This window comes from Marinomonas sp. PE14-40, assembly GCF_051623805.1.
Classification (GTDB): domain Bacteria; phylum Pseudomonadota; class Gammaproteobacteria; order Pseudomonadales; family Marinomonadaceae; genus Marinomonas.
Map to the genome: position 1 here is coordinate 3,869,918 of NZ_CP130700.1, position 18,070 is coordinate 3,887,987.

General features: G+C 41.8%; 14 protein-coding genes. 1 reads left to right on the forward strand and 13 read right to left on the reverse strand.

The window, feature by feature from the left end; translation table 11 throughout:
- Position 1 precedes the first annotated feature (1 nt).
- The 13 genes from Q0A08_RS17900 to Q0A08_RS17960 form a co-directional block, all read right to left on the reverse strand.
- Complete coding sequence (locus Q0A08_RS17900; protein WP_438462830.1) at positions 2-1,102, reverse strand: glycosyltransferase; 1,101 nt, start codon at positions 1,100-1,102, stop codon at positions 2-4.
- Positions 1,099-2,583 (reverse strand): GumC family protein, encoded by a 1,485-nt coding sequence (locus Q0A08_RS17905; RefSeq protein WP_438462831.1) that lies wholly within the window; start codon positions 2,581-2,583, stop codon positions 1,099-1,101. The genes Q0A08_RS17900 and Q0A08_RS17905 overlap by 4 nt, the downstream gene beginning before the upstream one ends.
- A 2-nt stretch (positions 2,584-2,585) precedes the next feature.
- On the reverse strand, positions 2,586-3,398 hold the full coding sequence (locus tag Q0A08_RS17910; protein WP_438462832.1) for a hypothetical protein: 813 nt from the start codon (positions 3,396-3,398) through the stop codon (positions 2,586-2,588).
- 289 nt (positions 3,399-3,687) lie between these two features.
- Entirely contained in the window at positions 3,688-6,180 is a 2,493-nt protein-coding gene (locus tag Q0A08_RS17915) for a hypothetical protein (RefSeq protein ID WP_438462833.1), read from the reverse strand.
- A gap of 41 nt (positions 6,181-6,221) precedes the next feature.
- Positions 6,222-7,355: a glycosyltransferase gene (locus tag Q0A08_RS17920; RefSeq protein WP_438462835.1), complete on the reverse strand. Its 1,134-nt coding sequence runs from the start codon at positions 7,353-7,355 to the stop codon at positions 6,222-6,224.
- The gene (locus Q0A08_RS17925; RefSeq protein ID WP_438462836.1) at positions 7,345-8,148 is read right to left on the reverse strand and encodes an acyltransferase; all 804 of its coding nucleotides are present in this window, start codon (positions 8,146-8,148) and stop codon (positions 7,345-7,347) included. Before Q0A08_RS17925 ends, Q0A08_RS17920 begins: the two co-directional genes overlap by 11 nt.
- Positions 8,145-9,950, reverse strand: a complete 1,806-nt coding sequence (gene glmS, locus Q0A08_RS17930; RefSeq protein WP_438462837.1) for a glutamine--fructose-6-phosphate transaminase (isomerizing) — start codon at positions 9,948-9,950, stop codon at positions 8,145-8,147. Before glmS ends, Q0A08_RS17925 begins: the two co-directional genes overlap by 4 nt.
- A gap of 79 nt (positions 9,951-10,029) precedes the next feature.
- Entirely contained in the window at positions 10,030-11,523 is a 1,494-nt protein-coding gene (locus Q0A08_RS17935) for an O-antigen ligase family protein (protein ID WP_438462838.1), read from the reverse strand.
- A 42-nt stretch (positions 11,524-11,565) separates the two neighbouring features.
- Positions 11,566-13,008, reverse strand: coding sequence for a lipopolysaccharide biosynthesis protein (locus Q0A08_RS17940; protein WP_438462839.1), 1,443 nt, complete (start codon positions 13,006-13,008; stop codon positions 11,566-11,568).
- A gap of 66 nt (positions 13,009-13,074) precedes the next feature.
- A complete protein-coding gene (locus Q0A08_RS17945) occupies positions 13,075-14,055 on the reverse strand; it encodes a DUF4114 domain-containing protein (protein WP_438462840.1) in 981 nt (326 codons plus the stop codon).
- 135 nt (positions 14,056-14,190) lie between these two features.
- Positions 14,191-14,706, reverse strand: coding sequence for a hypothetical protein (locus Q0A08_RS17950; protein ID WP_438462841.1), 516 nt, complete (start codon positions 14,704-14,706; stop codon positions 14,191-14,193).
- Between the two features lie 3 nt (positions 14,707-14,709).
- On the reverse strand, positions 14,710-15,591 hold the full coding sequence (locus Q0A08_RS17955) for a hypothetical protein (RefSeq protein ID WP_438462842.1): 882 nt from the start codon (positions 15,589-15,591) through the stop codon (positions 14,710-14,712).
- 51 nt (positions 15,592-15,642) lie between these two features.
- Positions 15,643-16,677, reverse strand: coding sequence for a glycosyltransferase family 4 protein (locus Q0A08_RS17960; protein ID WP_438462843.1), 1,035 nt, complete (start codon positions 16,675-16,677; stop codon positions 15,643-15,645).
- A 331-nt stretch (positions 16,678-17,008) separates the two neighbouring features.
- On the opposite strand from Q0A08_RS17960, the gene Q0A08_RS17965 reads away from it, so the two are divergent.
- A complete protein-coding gene (locus Q0A08_RS17965) occupies positions 17,009-17,992 on the forward strand; it encodes an NAD-dependent epimerase/dehydratase family protein (RefSeq protein ID WP_438462844.1) in 984 nt (327 codons plus the stop codon).
- The last annotated feature ends 78 nt before the right edge of the window (positions 17,993-18,070 follow it).

Here is an 18,070-nt window from a genome sequence, read left to right on the forward strand (position 1 = left end):
ATTAAGCTCCTAGATTTCTGCTTGGTGCCATTAAGGCTTGATAAGCCTTAGCTGTTTTAACCAAGTCTCCTGTATTTAAAACAAATTCTCTTGGACTGCCTTTATGGTTCATTCTCATTATTTTTAAGATGCTTTCGTATAGGGCACTTGGGGTATTTGGCGGGGTCAGTATGCCGGTCGAAGGGTCAACAATATTGCGGCAGCCGCCTACATTACTAACAATGGCTGGGATGCCACATGCTTGGGCTTCTAAAGGTGATAGTGGTAAACCTTCATTTAACGAGGGTAAACAAAAGACATCTATGCAAGGGTAAAACTCTGCCATATTGTCCAGTGCTCCCAAGAAAAAAACTCTATCTTGAATACCAAGCTGTGCACATGTCTGTACTAACTGGTCTTTAAGAGAGCCTTGCCCTGCCAGAGCCAAACAAACATATTCAGGCAATAAACTTAAGGCGTGAAGTAAACTGTTATGATCCTTCACTGCTTCTAATCGAGCTGCACATCCTAATAAAAACACTTGCTCAGGGAGGTTAAATTGACGACGCAAAATGGCTTTTCTTTGATCGTTTACAGGCGTGAACCTTTGCGTATCTATGCCATTTAGAATCACATTTGGACGGCTATTAGGGAATGCTTCTAATAAGGCAGAAGCCACATCGTCACAGTCAGCGACTATGATAGGGCGGACTAAAAAGAGAAGTTGCCCCTGAAGTTTACGACGAGCAGTTTGTGATAAATGCCAAGCGTCATGCTCAGTATGAATCAGGTGTTTAATGCCAATAAAACGAGCTGCTAAGCCACCATACAAGAGGGGACCAATATGGTGTGAGTGAAGAATATTCGCTTTTAATTTATAAAGTAGTTTCGCCAGTTTAAAAATAAGTAGTGGGTTAAGGCCAGCTGGCTTATTCAAAAAATGTAATTTACTCTGCCACTCTTGCAAACGGGGCCAAGCTTTAATAGCTTCATCCTTGTTTCCCTCTAGACAAATAATATGTACATCACTGTGTTTTGAATATTCCTGCATTAGATCCAGCGCCATAGTTTCTATACCGCCGGGCTGTAAATGTTGTACTACCTGAACTATGACGTTTTTCATTGTGCAGACTCCTTGTTATTTGCTAAAGGAAAAGGGGGGATACGAGCCAATACAGGGGCATTAATAATGTCTGAAACAGCCTCTTTACGGCGTACGCTGGTGTCGAGTAACTCAGCCACAAATGCCAAACTTAGACCTAATGCAAAGCCACCAAACACACCTGCTATTGCAAAAATGATGAGCGGAATATTAATAGGGCCTAATGGATCAAAAGGGGCATCAATCAACTTAACACTTTCATTTTCTTCACTTTTACTGAGAGAGCCAGTCACGCTGGCCAACTCATGTCGTTCGGATAAATCTTCAAAGATTTTCTTTCTGACCAAAATTTCACGCTTAAGCTCGTTAAGTTTTTGCTCATGTTGGCCATAACCATTAACTCTTTTTTGTAACTTACTCATTTCACTTTGTAGGGATTCCACTTCTTTTTTTAGCTTTTGAATTTGATCGTCACTTTTTTGTAAACGCTCAAGTTGAGAGACGAGAAGAGGGTGCTGTTTTGGGGCTTGATCACTGGCTTGAGTTGAGTTTGCTGCAATTGCCCATAAACGTTTTAGTTGATCTTGATCTAAATTGTTAGCATCGAACTGCGGCGCAGCGGCTAAAAGACGATTTCTCTCTCCTTCAAGCGCATTGAGACGAGCTAAAACATACTGAACTCGGCTGTGTTCATCTGTGTATCTCGCCCTTAGTTGAGCCAGCTCCGCCATGACTAACACAATACTTTCTTCCATTTTACCAATGACGGGATTCGTTTGAGATAAGCGCCCTGCTAAACTGCCATGGGCAGCAATAGCACCTTCTAACTCAATCTTACTCAGTGCTAACTTTGAGTGCAGTTGGGATAAGCGTGAGATATTGCTTGAATGAACAACCGGCAATTCATTGGTAAATTTATCCTTATAAATAGCCAGTGCTTTTTCTGCTTCTAACAAGCTGGCTTTACGACTTTCTAGTTCTTGACCTAGGAAATTTTCAGATTGAATAATGGAAGAGCGTTGTGGCGCGAGTACACGTTCAACAAAATGAATACTGACGGCGTTAAGCAAGGCGGCCATATTATTTGGATCATTCGCGCGGTAGGCAATTTTGATCAAGTTATCTCCCACTAACCTAGCGGAAAGAGCTTTAGACAATTGACTGATAATGTAAGATTTTTCTTTTTCTGGCATCTCTTTATCAATCAGCTCCATCTTCCAAGCCACGTTAGCCAAAATATGGCGACTATGAAGGAGTGCGGTTAAGGAAGGCATACGTTCTTTTAAATTAGTATCTATGGATAGGTCTTCTAAAAAAGGGTTACGTTGAGATGACTCTTGAAACAAGATAGTCGTTGACGCTTCATATTTCTTAGGCGAAATCAGACCAATACTGATACTGAGAATTGGCGTTAAAAAAATCGGAATAATGATGAGATAGCGACGACGCCAAGCTGCCCATAAAAGATAGGAGACGTTTTTGACTAGCATGCTACGAGTCATGACTAGAAGCCCTGTCCATCACTAAAAATAAGTACTTGGTTTGGCTCTATGTCTCTAAGAACCTGAGACATGGTCACGTGGTTTCTTTGTTTGAAAAAGGTCTCAATACTTAGGCAGCGAATCATAGCGGTTTCATAAGCAAGCTGTGCATCTGCTTCATTCGATATAGCGCAATTAATTACAAGCTGTTCTCGCCTATGTAAGCGAGAGAAAAGGTCTAACTCCTCTTCTAAAATCTTGTCAATAGAGGAACTATTAGTTTGAAAACTCAGGGTAATTAAAAAGGATTTAAGCTCCTCTTCCTTGGCTTTTCTTTGCCTATGGTAAAGATTTAAGCCTTTATCTCGATCAGCATAGGGAGACCATAGCGTGTTTCTTTCTGCGCGATTTGAAATTGAAATAGTATTTTCTTGCTCTTGTTTTGCCGGTGCTTGCTGAGTGTGTGTTATGTCTGGGTTATAGGCTTCGACGGGCGTTGTATTGATAGCGCCTTGTTCCGCTTGCTTAAGTAAGGTTCGCATTTTTTCTCTTTCTAATGCGAGAGCGAATTTTTCTTCGTTTGAATTGGTTTGCGTTTCCTGAGTTTTATTAGCGCTTTGAGGAGTAGGAGCAGAATAAGTCGGTGCTGCGACCTGATTGTTTCGCGCATTAGCTAATAATTCTTCAATGCTAATACCTTGGCTTGTGTCTGAGTCATAATGCGCAGTATTGGCATTATTAATTTGAGGTATTTGGCTGCAAGCACTTAATAAGATACTTACATTTAATAAGCATATTATTTTTAATGAGAAGTACTTATTGCTTAGCATTGGCATTATCAATTACCTCTAAATACGATTGATACAAGGTATTTAGCAAGCTTTAGACCAATGCAAAATAAGAAAATTAAAGCTATAAAAATTAGTAGCTTACAGCTTTCCAAAAAGCATTAAATTATCCCTGATCACAGGCTTTTTGTATTTTTATGATTTTGTGTCGCAAAATGCGAGTTAAAAACATGTATAAAAAACAACCGTGTGAAGAGTAAGCTTCCCTGACAATTCCCTGTAAATCATCCAAATTAAAAACCAGTATGACAAATACAAACGACCGCCATAAAAGTGGCTAGTTTCTTTCTGTTATAGATAAAGCTAGTTCCTCAATCTCATTCCGCCAAGTTTGTAGTTGTTGTGATGTAAGATTTTCAGCTCTTTGCCAGCTATTGGGAACTTTTTGCAGAAGTTGCTGGCGTAACTTGAATGCAGGGGGTGAGGTTTTGCTCATTTTATCTAACCAGTTGAGCCACTTGTGGTCGGTAATGCCCTCGGCAATTTCAATCAGATCTGGGTGAAGATCAGCTACCTTGGCGCAAAGTTCTGCCATAACAGGGAGAAGCTGTTGATCGTCCTCTCGTCCATCGGTTGGATCAAAAGGGTCAGCAGTTGGCATTCGTGCGTGCCATTGCAAATAACCATTTAGCTTGTATTTCCATAAAAAGAAGCCGGCAGCCAAACGCTTGTTAGTCATATTGTAGAGCCAGACTTGCACATCTTGATTACGAATATTTTGAATACTTTGACGGGTAACACCATAGCCATGATTAATTAAAGCAATGTCTAACTCCCCCAGCCAGCGCCTATCTTTGGGATTATTCAGATGGGCTGCCTTTAATAAGGCCGGAGCTTGCTCTGTCTGTACATAACTTTTGTCGACCAAGGAGGCCATCTGAGTAAGGGCAAAGCCTTTACTACTAGCATTAGAGGGTTCATCTGCAATGCTAATGGCTAAGGATCTGGGTTTGTGATCAATTACTTGGCTAAGCGCTTTAAGCTTCTGGCTTGTTTCATCTTGACCGAATTGATATCGCAAGTTTTTGAGTCCTGCATAATCTAAAAAGGGGGGCCGAAATCCTAGGCTTAATAAGCGTTGAATACGTGTTTGATAGCTCTGCTGCAAGACCTCGTTTTTGGGGACTGGGAAATGAGGGGCAACACCAGTGAAATCTAAATTGGCTAATGTCTCCAGGTCACACTGTAATTGCTTATCCGCCATTCCTTTTCTTTCATAGCTAAGGAATAGGTGAGGGGCGAGGTCAAGGTAAACGCCAATAGGCTTATTTAAGTCTGCTAAATCGATATCTAATAATTGAATCGAGAGAGTGTGTAATATCTGTTGCGATAGCTTATCTATCAGTTGAATCTTATAGGTTCCGGGCGCTAAATAATTAGGTGCTTTGATTGTTAAATGTAGCTTCCCTAAGTGTTGTTTATAGATATTACTGGCCGTGATAAGTAAGGGTTTAATGGCTAAAAAAGAGCCAGCTGGGTTAGCGTTAAAAGAACCTAGATTTCTTTCAAGCTGGGGTAGGTATAAGCGCTTTTCAATAATCAGAGGAGATGCTCGCCAGCTAAGATTATCGAGTAACATCCCTTGAGCGAGCGGTAACGCTATGAACAAGGGGTTATTTTTAGTGATACGATAATGGCGAGGTGAATTGGGTTGCTTTGTTTGAGAGAAAGGTAAAAGCGGCCAGCGAGCATTAAACCATTGTGCTCGGGTAAAATTAACGTCAGTGAGATAGTGCTGTTCACGCTTTTCAATCATAAGTCCTGTGATTGTGGTCGACATCTTATTCGCCCCAGCAAGTTCGATGATGAGATCCCCATTTTCTGCCTCGACATCAAAGGTTTTATAACCTCCACGGTATTGGCCTATCGCACGCCAGCTCGTTAAATTAGTTAATTGACCAAACTGGCTTAGACGAAACTTATTTTGTGTGTACCTTTGTTTAACCCAGTACCAAGGCGGGTTGTGCTGATATTCCCTGTCTTGGCCATTAATTCTGATACGCCTTTCAACTTGCTCTGGCAGGGTTTGCCAATAGCCCACATCTTCCGTCCAAAGATGTAGACGCCACTTGCCTGCTGGTAAGGGAAGCTTGAGGCTTGTTATGCCTGATATACCATCACGAACTAGGGGATCGAGAGATAAGCGGGTAAAAGGATTAAGTTTTTTTTGTCGTACTTTTAGCGTGTGGGCTAATAATGGGTGTGAAGGCGTCATAGACTCAAACCCTTGTAAAACTGTTTGATCTTCTGGTCCTAAGTCAAAAGCGTACAAGGCTTTAGATGCTGAAGCGTTGAGCTGCTTGAGTTTAAACTCGGCAATTTCTGCTTCTTTATCTAGGGTAAATACTTTAACCCGTGTCTGCGCGCTAAAAGTGAGCTTATTGCCTTTCGGTGTTCTAAAACCATAGGGATAAACTTGGATGCTAAAAGGCCCTGGCAATACACCTCTTTCTTGGTTGATTCGGTTGCGGTAAGCCGCCTTATGTTTACCAATTTCGATAATAATTAATGTGTTTTTATGACTGGTATTGATACCAGTGAGCTGCCAAACCGTATCCGCTTTAATGATTGGAATTAAGCCTTTAAGCGGCTTTTTATTCTGGCTTAAAGAGGTGTCATCACGTGATGTTTCATTTGCATGCGATACGACTTCTTCCGAGGGGAAATGTATTTTTCCTTCAAATAAAACCTGTGCTTCAAGCCTGTTGTTCATGAACAGGATTAGAAAGCATAAAATGCTGAGTAGGTTGAAGCTAAGTCTAGATGGCATCTTGTAAGACTCCTGTATCAAGAATAAATGATTCACGCTATCTAGAGGTGCAGGAGTATGTCTTTTAGTTGCTGCGCTTTAATATGCCAGCTTTCTTGTTCGACACTGGCTTGGCGTTTTTGATTATCTCCCTTATTGTTTGATTTATAGGCTTCTTCTATCTTGTCTGCAAAATGTGAGGCAGACTCTCCTGCAATAGAAACTAAGCTTGAATAGTCATCAACTGCTGGGTACTGAGTACTTACAATTGGTTGACCTGCTGCAAGGTATTCTCTTAATTTTAATGGGTTACAAGCTTGAATTTGAGCATTGTTTTTGAAGGGTAATATGCCCACATCCCAGTGCTGACTATAGTGAACTAAGTCCTTATGAGCTTTAGGGCCTAGCCATTCAATATTAGCTTGATCAGTTAACTCTTTAATATTGGTGTGTGCAGGGCCAATGAGAACAAAGCGCCAATGGGGAAGCTTTTTGGCTGTTTCTAACATGAGTTCCTTATCAAACCAGCCAGCAATCGAGCCATAAAACCCTGCGACAGGCCCTGACCCTAAATCATCCGCTCTGTTTGATGGGGTTGAAAAGCGCTCAAAATCGACCCCATGAGGTAGTACTAAGGTTTTATGTGGCGGAAACTTAGAGGCGATCTTATGGCTTGCTGCAATAATAAGGTCTACTTTTTTTACTAAGTCTTGTTCCATTTTGGCTACTGGCTCATGATCAACACCATCAAGAGCACTAAAGTCATCTCCGCAATAATAAATGCAGGCTCTTTCGCCGAGTTTACCCACCACATCGGCCGCTGAAGGCAGTGATGTCCAAAGTATAGGGCGAGTATCATTACTGGCTAAAATAGGTTGCAGTAAGTTGGTGAGTAAAGATTCATTTAACCTTCTTGCAAGCGGGTTTCCGGGCCAAGGAATCACTCTAGGATTCACGATATGTGGCTTAAGTCCGCTTGCTTCAAAATCCGTGGCGATGGCATTACTTTTAGATACCATGCGGGCTAATTTTTTAGCCGCTCTTATCATATCCCTTTTACACAACTTGGGACGACGTAAACCTAAAGAGTTAACCCATACAATATTCATCTCAGGTAATAGATGTCGGATTAAATGCTGGGTACTACTTGGTAATGCTCCCCAGTCTTCGCCAAATACCAACATATCAACATTCATTGTTCACCTCCTTGTGGATAGATGTCACTTTTGTGGCTTTAACCGAGTGTAGGTGAGAGCTCGCCTTAGCGCCTTTATCTTTTAATGGATCAATCTTTCTAACTACCTTGGCAGGAACGCCAGCGGCGATGACACCACTGGGCAAATTTTGGGTGACCACGCTGCCTGCCGCTACTATGGTGCCTTTGCCTATAGTGACGCCTTTCATCACCATGACGCCTGAAGCTAGCCAGACATCATCTTCTAAGATGATATCGCCGACTTGGCTGTCTAATTCTGGCAGGCCTTTTGCTCTATCTTCGGCATCAATAGGATGACCTGGATAGCCAGCTAAAAAGCCTTTGCCGGCAATTCTGACATTGTCTCCTAGTACCACTTTTGAGCCCACGGCTATGGTGGTTTGCCAAGAGATGTCGACGTTGCTTCCTATGATAAGTTGTGGCGTTTTATCTCCTGCCCAGCGGCCTGAAAAGGTGGTTTGACCTGATACTCGACAATCATCACCTATCTCAATCTGTAAGGCGCCTTGTACTAATGGCATACCGCCAAATAGATATAGACGTTTACCAACCTGTCTTAGTTGGGTTTTGAACATGGGAGTCCAAAATAGAATGCGTGTCAGACTGGATATACTGCTGCGAATAAGCTGATACACCACTCTTAAAGGAGTATAAAAGAGAGAAATTGCAGGCACTTCAATCGACTTAATCGCAAAAAAGCTTTTTTTAATGGTGGCAGCCAATGGGTTATTGCTTTGTTTAACCCATTGTTTAAATTGCTGCAATTTGTTCATTCTACAGTCACCGATTTAGCAAGATTACGAGGTTGGTCAACATCTGTACCTTTGGCAAATGCGGCATAATAGGCGATTAACTGTAAGGCCACTACGTAGATGATTGGGCTGATCAGCTCATTAGAATTGGGCAGAGTGAGGCAGCGAATATTATCGTCTGCTAAACCTTGGGTGCTGGCTTCATCTCCCACTAAAATGCAGCGACCGCCGCGAGAAATGACTTCTTCCATATTGGACTGCGTTTTTTCGATGAGTCCATCATTAGGTGCAATCACAAATACGGGGACATCTTTCTCAATTAAGGCGATGGGACCATGCTTAAGCTCACCCGCGCCAAATCCTTCGGCATGTATATAGCTGATTTCTTTGAGCTTTAAAGCTCCTTCCATCGCGATAGGATAGCTACTGCCTCTACCAATGAAAAAAGCATCCCGGCAGTCTTTTAAACTATCGCCTACGGCTTTAAATTCATCCTCAAGGTTAAGGACTGACTCTATAGCGGTTGGGACTTCCGCTAGGCTTTGGCAGAGCTCAGACGCTTTAACTAGATCAAAGAGCTGTTTCTTGAAGCCAATTTTCACTGCTAAAGTGGCAAGGACGGCAAGTTGTGTAGTGAAGGCTTTGGTGGAGGCGACGCCTATTTCAGGGCCTGCTTGAGTTTGGATAACATGGTCTGCAAGGCGGGCAATGCTGCTATTTGCCACATTGGTAATGGCGAAGGTCTTTTGAAATTTTGAGTTAGCATAACTGAGTGCTGCTAAGGTATCTGCCGTTTCTCCTGATTGAGAAATGAAAAGTGATAAACCGTCTTTAGCCATGATTGGTTGGCGATAGCGGAATTCAGAGGCAATATCCACATCGACAGGAATTTGTGCAAACTGCTCAAACCAATATTTGGCTACCATAGCGGCATAATAGGAGGTACCGCAGGCGATGATACTGAGCCTTGAAATATTGGTGAAATCTACTGGTATATCATGCATTTGTTGCTGGGTATGAAAAAGGGTTTTGTTAATTGCAATGGGTTGTTCATGGATTTCCTTATGCATATAGTGGTGATGATTCTGTTTATCTGCAGCGAGTAGAGCATCCTCATTATCCAATAATTCTCGTGTTACCTTATGACCGTTAAGATCCACCAGTTCCATAGTATTGATACCAATTCGGGCTTGATCACCTTCTTCTAAATAGAGAATTTTTTGTGCTGATTGGGTAAGAGCCATGCTATCTGACCCTAGGCATGCGCTTAAATCCCCTTTGCCTAATACGAGTGGACTACCACGTCTTGCTGCATAGAGATGATCTTGATCCAGTTTGAATAAAACCCCTAATGCAAACGCCCCTTCTAGGTGCTGTAATGCTCTGTGCATTGCCTGGTCTGGATCGCAGCCTTGAGCTAGGAAATGGCTGATTAAGTGAGGAATTACCTCGGTATCTGTTTGGCTTTGAAAGATAAAGCCTTCTGACTCTAACCATGAACGAAGGTGGCGATGATTTTCAATAATACCGTTATGGACCACCGCCACATCATCATTAGAGTGTGGGTGGGCATTGGTTTTATTAGGCTCGCCATGAGTAGCCCAACGTGTGTGGCCTATACCGATCGTGCCGAATAAAGGGTGTTCATGCAGTGAATTACGTAAGGATTCTAATTTACCAGGACGTTTTTTAGTCGCGATACCTGAGCCTGTTAAAACAGAGACGCCAGCTGAGTCATAACCTCGATATTCTATATTGCCTAAAGAGTTTAATAATTCAGGAACCACATTTTCTTTGTTAATTGATCCGACGATTCCGCACATGTTCTTCTCCAATAATTTGTTCGTTGCTATGTCTTTTGTTTGCACGCCTTATGCCAATTGAAAAGATATTAAATATCAGCTAGTTAGCGTTTTTGTCTCGGTTTATGCTGCTTATAATTTGCTTTTCTCTCAATTTGCGAGGCGTGTTGCGAGAAAGTTTGGACGAAGGTGTTGGTCTATCTTTAAACCTGAATAAAGAGGGCTTGCTGGTGGTTGGTACGAGTTGATATTGAGAGGTAGCGACTGCGATGGCGAGCAAAATATAAATAGGCCAAGTAAAGCCCATGGTCAAAAATGTACCTGAAATACAAAAGCCAGCTAACCCCGCTTCTAAGGCTTGAGCGCTAGCATAAAGCACAGGTGAATAGTGTTCGCCAGCCACTTCTGGCGAGAAGCGTTTAATGCTCTGCATGCCAATACGGGCAATTTGGACGATTAGACAAATAAAGACAATCAGGCCTAAGAATCCTGTTTCAGCCATTACACCAAACCAAGTGCTGTGTACTGAGTGGTTTTGGCCGTCCCAATGGGGACTATAAGCGTAATAATTAGATAAAAAGTTATCGATACCTACCCCTGTAAATGGGTTATGTAAGGCCATTCCAAATGCTGCTTGCCAAGCATAAATTCGACCCATTGCTGATTCATCTATACCTTCCTCATGGGCGCCACCAGAGGCTCTGTCACTCACTCCCGCCAATACCATGAGCAACATAAGCGCGCAAACACCGACACTGATTAATAAGAATTTATTCTCTACCCTGCGCCAAGCAAAAATACCTGTTACAGCACATATGCCAAGCAATCCTCCACGGCTTTGAGTCGCAATAATGGCAGCGATGACTACACAGAAAACAATAAGACCTAGGAGTCTTAAAAGCCGGTTATAACCTGGGGTTAAAAACAAGGCACCAGCAAAACTGGTAGGGAAAAGAAGTACGAGAGATAAGTCATTTGGATCACCTAGCATTGAGCCAATACTTCTCCCTATCGTGACACGGGTTTCTTCAACTAACTCAAGCCCCATGCTCTTGTTGTACAAAGCGACTAAGCCCACACAGGCTCCGCAAATCACCATAGCAAGATGTAAGAATTTAAATTGCCCTTCCTCCTTCACTAACCAAGCAATGGCTAACACCATAATCGCTATTTTTACATAGGTTCCAGTGAGAGCGGCCATGGCTTCTCCACGGTTACTGGCCATGAAGGCACCGATAACCACAAGGATAAAAAAAATGGCGTAGGTTGAAAGTTCTTTACTCCAAAACATAGGTAGGCGCTTAGTTACAAGGTTGATCGACAAAGAGGCGAGAGTGCCTAACGCTAATAATTGCGGTATGCGTAATGGGTAAATAGCCGGAAAGACTTCATGTAAACGGAAAAAAGAAAATACAATAAACCCTAAACATACTAAGAAAGGCAGCTTAAGAGTGAGGGCAACAAGCACAGGTAAAATAGCAATGGCAGCAACAGCAGGGTGAGGAATGAAAAACCAAATGCTAGCCAATATTAAGCAAGCGATCGTGGCGATCATCGCCTGTTTAAATTTCGCGGTTTGTTGGTCGGTTGGCATGGTTCCCCTCCTAAAACAGAGCAAAAACTTTTTATGAGTTTGCTATTTCCTTTGTCTTTTAAGTAGGACCAGTTGGATTTTATTAACTGGGATAAAACCTAAAAATATTGCAGCCCCTACAAAAGATAGCAGTAATAACAGGCTTTGAAGGAAAACGCTTAAGCTTAGCTCTGTGGTTGGGGTTAAAATCAGCAGGCATAAGCTGAACAGACTTAAACTCATGAGTTTGAGTAGCGGGAAAGGCAAAAAACGTTCTTTCTGACTGACTAGGTACATGACAAATAAGCGGCTTAGCATAGCAATATAGGTTGCAGCAATTGCGCCCCAAGCATGATAAATCGGGATAAGTATTAAGTAGGCGACAAGCGCTAATGCCGCAGCACTGCAGTCAATTAAAGCTGGTTTCATTGTATGGGTTGCACTCATTGCCCCAAAGGCCAATGTTGAAGTCGCATTATGAATCGCCGCTAGCAGTGCGAGCCAAGGAATGTATTGGATAGCGCCATAATAGCTTTCTGGCGTCAGTATTCTTACCAAGGTTGGACCTAACATACTGATAAGTAGGCAGGAGAATAAGGCTAAGACTATGCCTAGACTGGCATAGCGTGCGCAATTTTCAGCACCATTTACTTCTTTATAACAGCTAAAACGACGGGCATGCCACCAAAGGTCAAAAGGTTGAATCAGTACGGCTGTCATTAGGCCGAATTTTGCGGCAAGTGCGTATTCTGCCATGGCGGCTGTACCTACTTCATCCGCTAGAATCCAGCGATCAAAGCTACCAAGAATGAAGCCAGCCACCCCTACAAAAATAAGTGGGCCACCATAGCAGCTATAGCTTTTAAAGCGAGCGAAGTCGAAGGCTATCCCTGTGTCCTTAAACTGCAGGTAAATGAGTACAAACGATAGGGTTAAAGTACTAATAAGCGTGCCAATTAATACGCCGTTAACGCCTAGACCTAAAATTAATAGAGGGATAGCAATACTGACTTGCAGTAGCACCATGCCAGCTGATCCTAAGAAATATAACCCCGCTTTTTCTTCTAGTCTTAACCAGGCAAGTGGAACGAGAACAACACTGCATAGAGCAAGACTAAATAGTATGAGTCTTGCCTCTAAAATACTCACATCACCGGGCAGAGCGTTCGCAATGATAGGAGCGCAGGCTTGAGTAATAATGAGAGTGAGTAAGCCTGAAACGATAGACATGCCAAATAGGTTGGCTGCAGCATACTTTCTTTCTTCGGTATTAGCGGCACTGCCTGCAAAGCGAAACAAGGATTCGGCAAGTCCCATGCCTATGATGATACTAAGCAAATCAGCAAGGGTTTGTAATACATCAAGGCGACCATAATCTTGAGGGGATAAATAATTTGTCGCCACAGGCACCATGAGAAGAGCAAGACCTTTAGAGAAAGCGAGCGCAGAGGCATAAATTAAGCTGTCTCTTAAAGGCTTAGGTAGATTCGCAATTTTATTAATCATTTTGCTCTCCTTAGTTTTTCTCAGCTGCTACGACAGCCTTGTCCCTCTTCATAGGGTTAAGTGAATTTAGTCAGATTTAATCATGCTTTTTCTTTGTCTAACTTGTGGTGATCTCATAAGGAAAATAAACAAGGCAAGTGCACCCACTATGCCGGATCCTGCTCCTTTTGATGGTGCTGCTTGTAACGAAATAACGGTTTCGACACCCGGAACATCTGCATATAAGGCTTCAACTGGGTCAGTTCGGATGAGAAATACGGAATCGTTAAAGTCGTTATCACCATAAGGTCTTAGTAAGTCCTCAAAACCTAAGATAAGTCCTTCATCGTTGGCATCAGACATCATGGCAACATGACGGGAGTCACCATCTATTGCCTCTAATGAGGCGGTAGCTAAGTTCTCAGGGTTTAAGAAATCAACAGAGTAAAAAGTAAGAGGGTCACGGTTGTCATCCCAACCTTTAACGGTATCCGTTCTTGAGTTATATGCATTTTGAATGAGGAAGAAGCCAACATTGGTACCTTCTTCAAATACAGTACCGCCTTCCATTCCAAACTCACCGCTTTCATCTAGACTCGCTGTACCTCCCCCTAACACGACAGTATCACCAGCTTGTAAAACACCGCCGCTACCTTGAGCAGAAGAGTTATTAAAGATCATACCGGCACTGATACCATCGACACTATTAAGCTCTTGAATGCCGACATTACCGGACGAGTCGGTATCAAAGTCGCTAAAGGTTGCGCCAGTAAAGGTATCGTCTTCGAAGGTAAAGTAACCTAATGAGTTCTTGTAACCTGCACCTTCTAATAGAAAGGTGACACCGACTTGGCTGTTATCTTGTAGCTCTATATTTGGGTTGTAGTTAAAATCAAGAAACTCTTGGTTGGCGACTTGGCTTTCTGGTAAAGCAGCATTCATGTCATCCAATAGGCCATCTTCTAACGTAATCATGACTCTATTGTCTGTTTCGTCGTCAGCTGCAAGTGCAGCACTAGGCAAGAGACTGACTGATAATGCAAGACAAAACTTCTGTTGAATATTCATGTTATTAACCTCACTTTTTCCTTTTTATAGAAAAGCAAAATAAGGGCCAAAAGCTAAATGATTGTTTTAATAGGATTAAGGTGGAAATATGCTTTCTCAGAATGAGAAAATCCCTTTTTATTCTCAGAGATATTCTTATTTTGAGAAAGTTATCACTGAGTTATTTGCGAGATAATTGGCAATGTCGCATTCACCTTTCTCAGCATAAACGAGCGCTGGTAAGTCGTTTTGTGGCAGCTGTAAAACTTGCTGTAATTTGTGTTTTGCTTGAAAAAGAGTAAAGCGCCACTGGGGTAATTGCGTAAAAATCTCTCTCTGAAAAATAATGCCTTGCTTGAGTTTTAATGCTTCTAGAGAGGAGGCATTATTATCGACAAAATGCTTGAGAATATGAGTGCCTTCCGCATTACGGTACACAGGTAATAATAAAATGCTGCCATCACAATATTGGGGTGAAAACTCCTGAACCTGATAGGGGCCTGCGTTGGTTGGGTTAAACGCATTAATCTGATTAAGACCTTGAATCACAAGTTGTTTATTAAGACCAACTTCCTCAGAGATATAATGGTTGTTTTTATAAACTCTGCTGGCAGGTGCTGCAATGATTGCAGGTATCAGAATGAGGCTGAGCCAAAGTAAATGTTTATTCATAGCTTAAGCCCTTTTTGGTGTTGATATTAATAGGACTAACACGGGGAGAAATAACACAATTAAGTCGAAGGCGTCCGCGCCTAATCCATCATGTATAAAGTGATAAGCTTCATTAGACAATGTCATTAATGCGAGCCTAGAAGAGTTACTTAAGAGGACGAGTATGATTAATAGCGCAATGTTAAACATGTCTCTTTGAGCTAATTTTTCGAACCAGAAAAGCTTTAAACTTAAATATAAAAGCATGGCCAGAGATAAGTTCCCAAAGGCTGAGCAGCCAGTGAGTATGATGAGGTTAGTGCCATCATTATTCACAATGATATTATTTTGTAAGCTAACTTGATCGGAAAATAAATCCAATAACAAAAAAGCTAACTTTGCGTCTATCGCTAATACCTGCTCGGCCATGACTTGTAAGAATAGCTGAGCACTCGGCTCTCTAATCGCAAGTGCAAAGACTAAAATAGCGGCATAGCCGAGCGTTCCTTTTCGTCGTTTTGGTGTGAGAGAAAATTGCCAAGTGAGTGCGGCTAGTGTGGCACATAACCAACTGCTTAAAGAGAAAGGTAAGATAAGTCCTAAGCTTAACAGGAAAGCAAAAAAGTAATGCCAATGGGAAAAAGAGCCTCTTTCTGGGGATGCTCCAAGTGCTTTGAAATAAAGCTGAAAGCAAACAAATAAACTAAACCAAATGATAAAGCTTTGTCCAAAGCCTGATAAAAAAGCGTCAACAAATGACATGTCTTTTAAGCTTAATAACATGGCTGGTAAAATCGCATTTATGATGGCTAATATGGCCACTAAACATAATGGGTTTAAAGCCATTATGTGGGTTTTAAATTGGGCACTTAGCTCTGTTTTGACGTTTTCCTGTTGGCTTATCATTCTATCCCTCGACTCTTGTTGATGCGTCTCTCTCATAATCTTTAAACTGGATTAATGAGTTTGTAATGCCTGGTTATAAACAGACAAAATATGTGGAATGAGAGTGTCGCTGCTAAATTGAGTTTGAATTTTTTGACGGGTGTTTTGACTAAACTCCCACTTTCTATCGTCATTTAGTTGGCTCCATTCCACTAGCTTTTCAATGAAGTCTCGCTTGTTCTGATTTTCAATGATCCAACCGTCTTTTCCTTCACTGATTAACTGAGGCAATGCACCAACTTTAAAAGACATGACAGGAATGCCATGGGCCATAGCTTCAAGTGCAACCAAGGGTAAGCCTTCATGACGGCTAGTAATGCAAAGTAGGCCAATATCATGCCAGTGCTCAGACATACTGCTATAACCTGCAAACCAGTCTTTTGGGTAGTTAGAGGCCAGCTCTTCGTGCATAGGGCCTTGCCCGTAAAGGCAAATTTGTTCATGGCTAAGCTTTGTATTGGTTCTCAATAAGGCCTCTTGAGCGATTTGAACAAAGCTATCAGGGCCTTTCTCTTGGGACAGTCGGCCGACAAAGGCTATTTTAGAGCCAAGATGCTTAGGGGGATTCGCCAATTGAGTGAAATTAGCAATGAGATTCGATTTCACAGGTAAGCGAGATTGAATTTCTTCGCTGACACAAAAAACTTCATTTGCCATACCTGCGGTAAGGTCATCTAACTTACTGTAAAGGTAGAGTCTTCCTTTGCCTAAATCACCTGAATGGTAAGTGGAAACAACAGGTATTTGATAAATCTTTGCCATGATTCGGCCCATAATACCGGCTTTATATCCATGGGTAGCGAGTAAACCATGATTGGCTTTGATTTTTTTCATCAAAGAGGGCCAGGATGATTTGATACTCCATGGCACATTAGCCAATGCTAATTGTTGCTTTAAGGGATGCTCGCCATGATCTTGTAAGAAGATAATCTCGACATTGAGTTGGTGACTGACAAGCCAGCTAGAGAGTTCAAGGATGTGAGATTCAATACCGCCACAAGAGCGCGAGTCTACCAGTTGATATATTCTTGTTTGGTTAATCTCCATTTTCATATCCTCTTAGTATCTATTGGTTTTATTCCTACTTTAATAAGCAATAAATTTGCCAATATAATTAAACGTTTTATAAAACAGTGGCTTATGATTTTTAGTATAAGTTTTAAGTCTGTTTATTTTGTTTTTGCTTTGTTTAGTTAATAGAAGAAGGAGGGTTTCATACTGCTGAAATTCAAAATGAATAAAAATTTGCATTTTGCGAGTCATTTTTACTTTAGTATTTAATGTCTTTATTTAACTTATTGATTTTTAACAGATAAATAATTGGCTTTGTTTTTGCTGTTTCTTAGTGAATCTAATTTTTAGACACTAGGAGACAACAATGAAATATTTAGTAACAGGCGGTTGCGGCTTTATTGGATCACATTTGTGTGATGCATTGATTGAATTAGGCCATGAGGTCACAGTATTGGATAACCTTTCTACAGGGTTTAGAAAAAATCTGTCAGCTAAAGCTGAGCTGATTATTGCTGATGTTTCAGAGCATGAAGCGGTTGTGAATGCGATGCAGGGTAAAGATGGCTGTTTTCACCTCGCCGCAGTGGCATCTGTTGAGCAATCAAATATTGATTGGTCTGGTACTCACTGCATAAATCAAACTGGCTCAATCAATGTGTTCGATGCTGCTAGAGCGAATAAAATGCGCGGCGCTGTTCCCGTTGTTTATGCCTCATCAGCAGCTGTCTACGGAGATAATGCAACTCTACCCTTAAGTGAAAAGGCCACACCAACGCCAATCAGTGCATATGGCGCAGATAAGCTTGGCAGTGAACTGCATGCTAGGGTTGCTTGGTTAAATCATAGTGTGCCTACGATTGGTATGAGGTTTTTTAATGTCTATGGGCCAAGACAAAATCCTAAGTCACCTTATTCAGGGGTGATTTCAATTTTCATCGATAAAATTTTAGCGCGACAAGCGGTCACTATTTATGGAAATGGAGGGCAAACGCGAGACTTTGTTTATGTAGGAGATGTTGTCAGGCACCTCGTAAGGTCAATGAGCCGAGCAACGGAAAATGCCGAGATCTTTAACGTATGTACAGGACATTCCACATCCATATTACAACTGGCGAAAACCTTATTTGCTGTATCGGGTGTACCGCCACAAATTGAATTTGAAGCAGCAAGGTCAGGTGATATTTTTACCTCGCTAGGGCTACCTAAGAAGGCGCAAGTTGGTTTGAATATAGAAGCTAAGGTTGAACTAGGTAAGGGGCTGAAAATGACAGTATCCTCATTAGCAATTGAGCAAAGGGAAAAACAAACCGCAGAAAAGCAGGCGATGAAGCAACAAAAAGCGAGTTAGTCGCTTTTTGTTTTGGGTTTAATAAGATAAAAATGGTCGAAGTGCGATAGCGTAAAGCTTATAGGCAGAGATGATTAG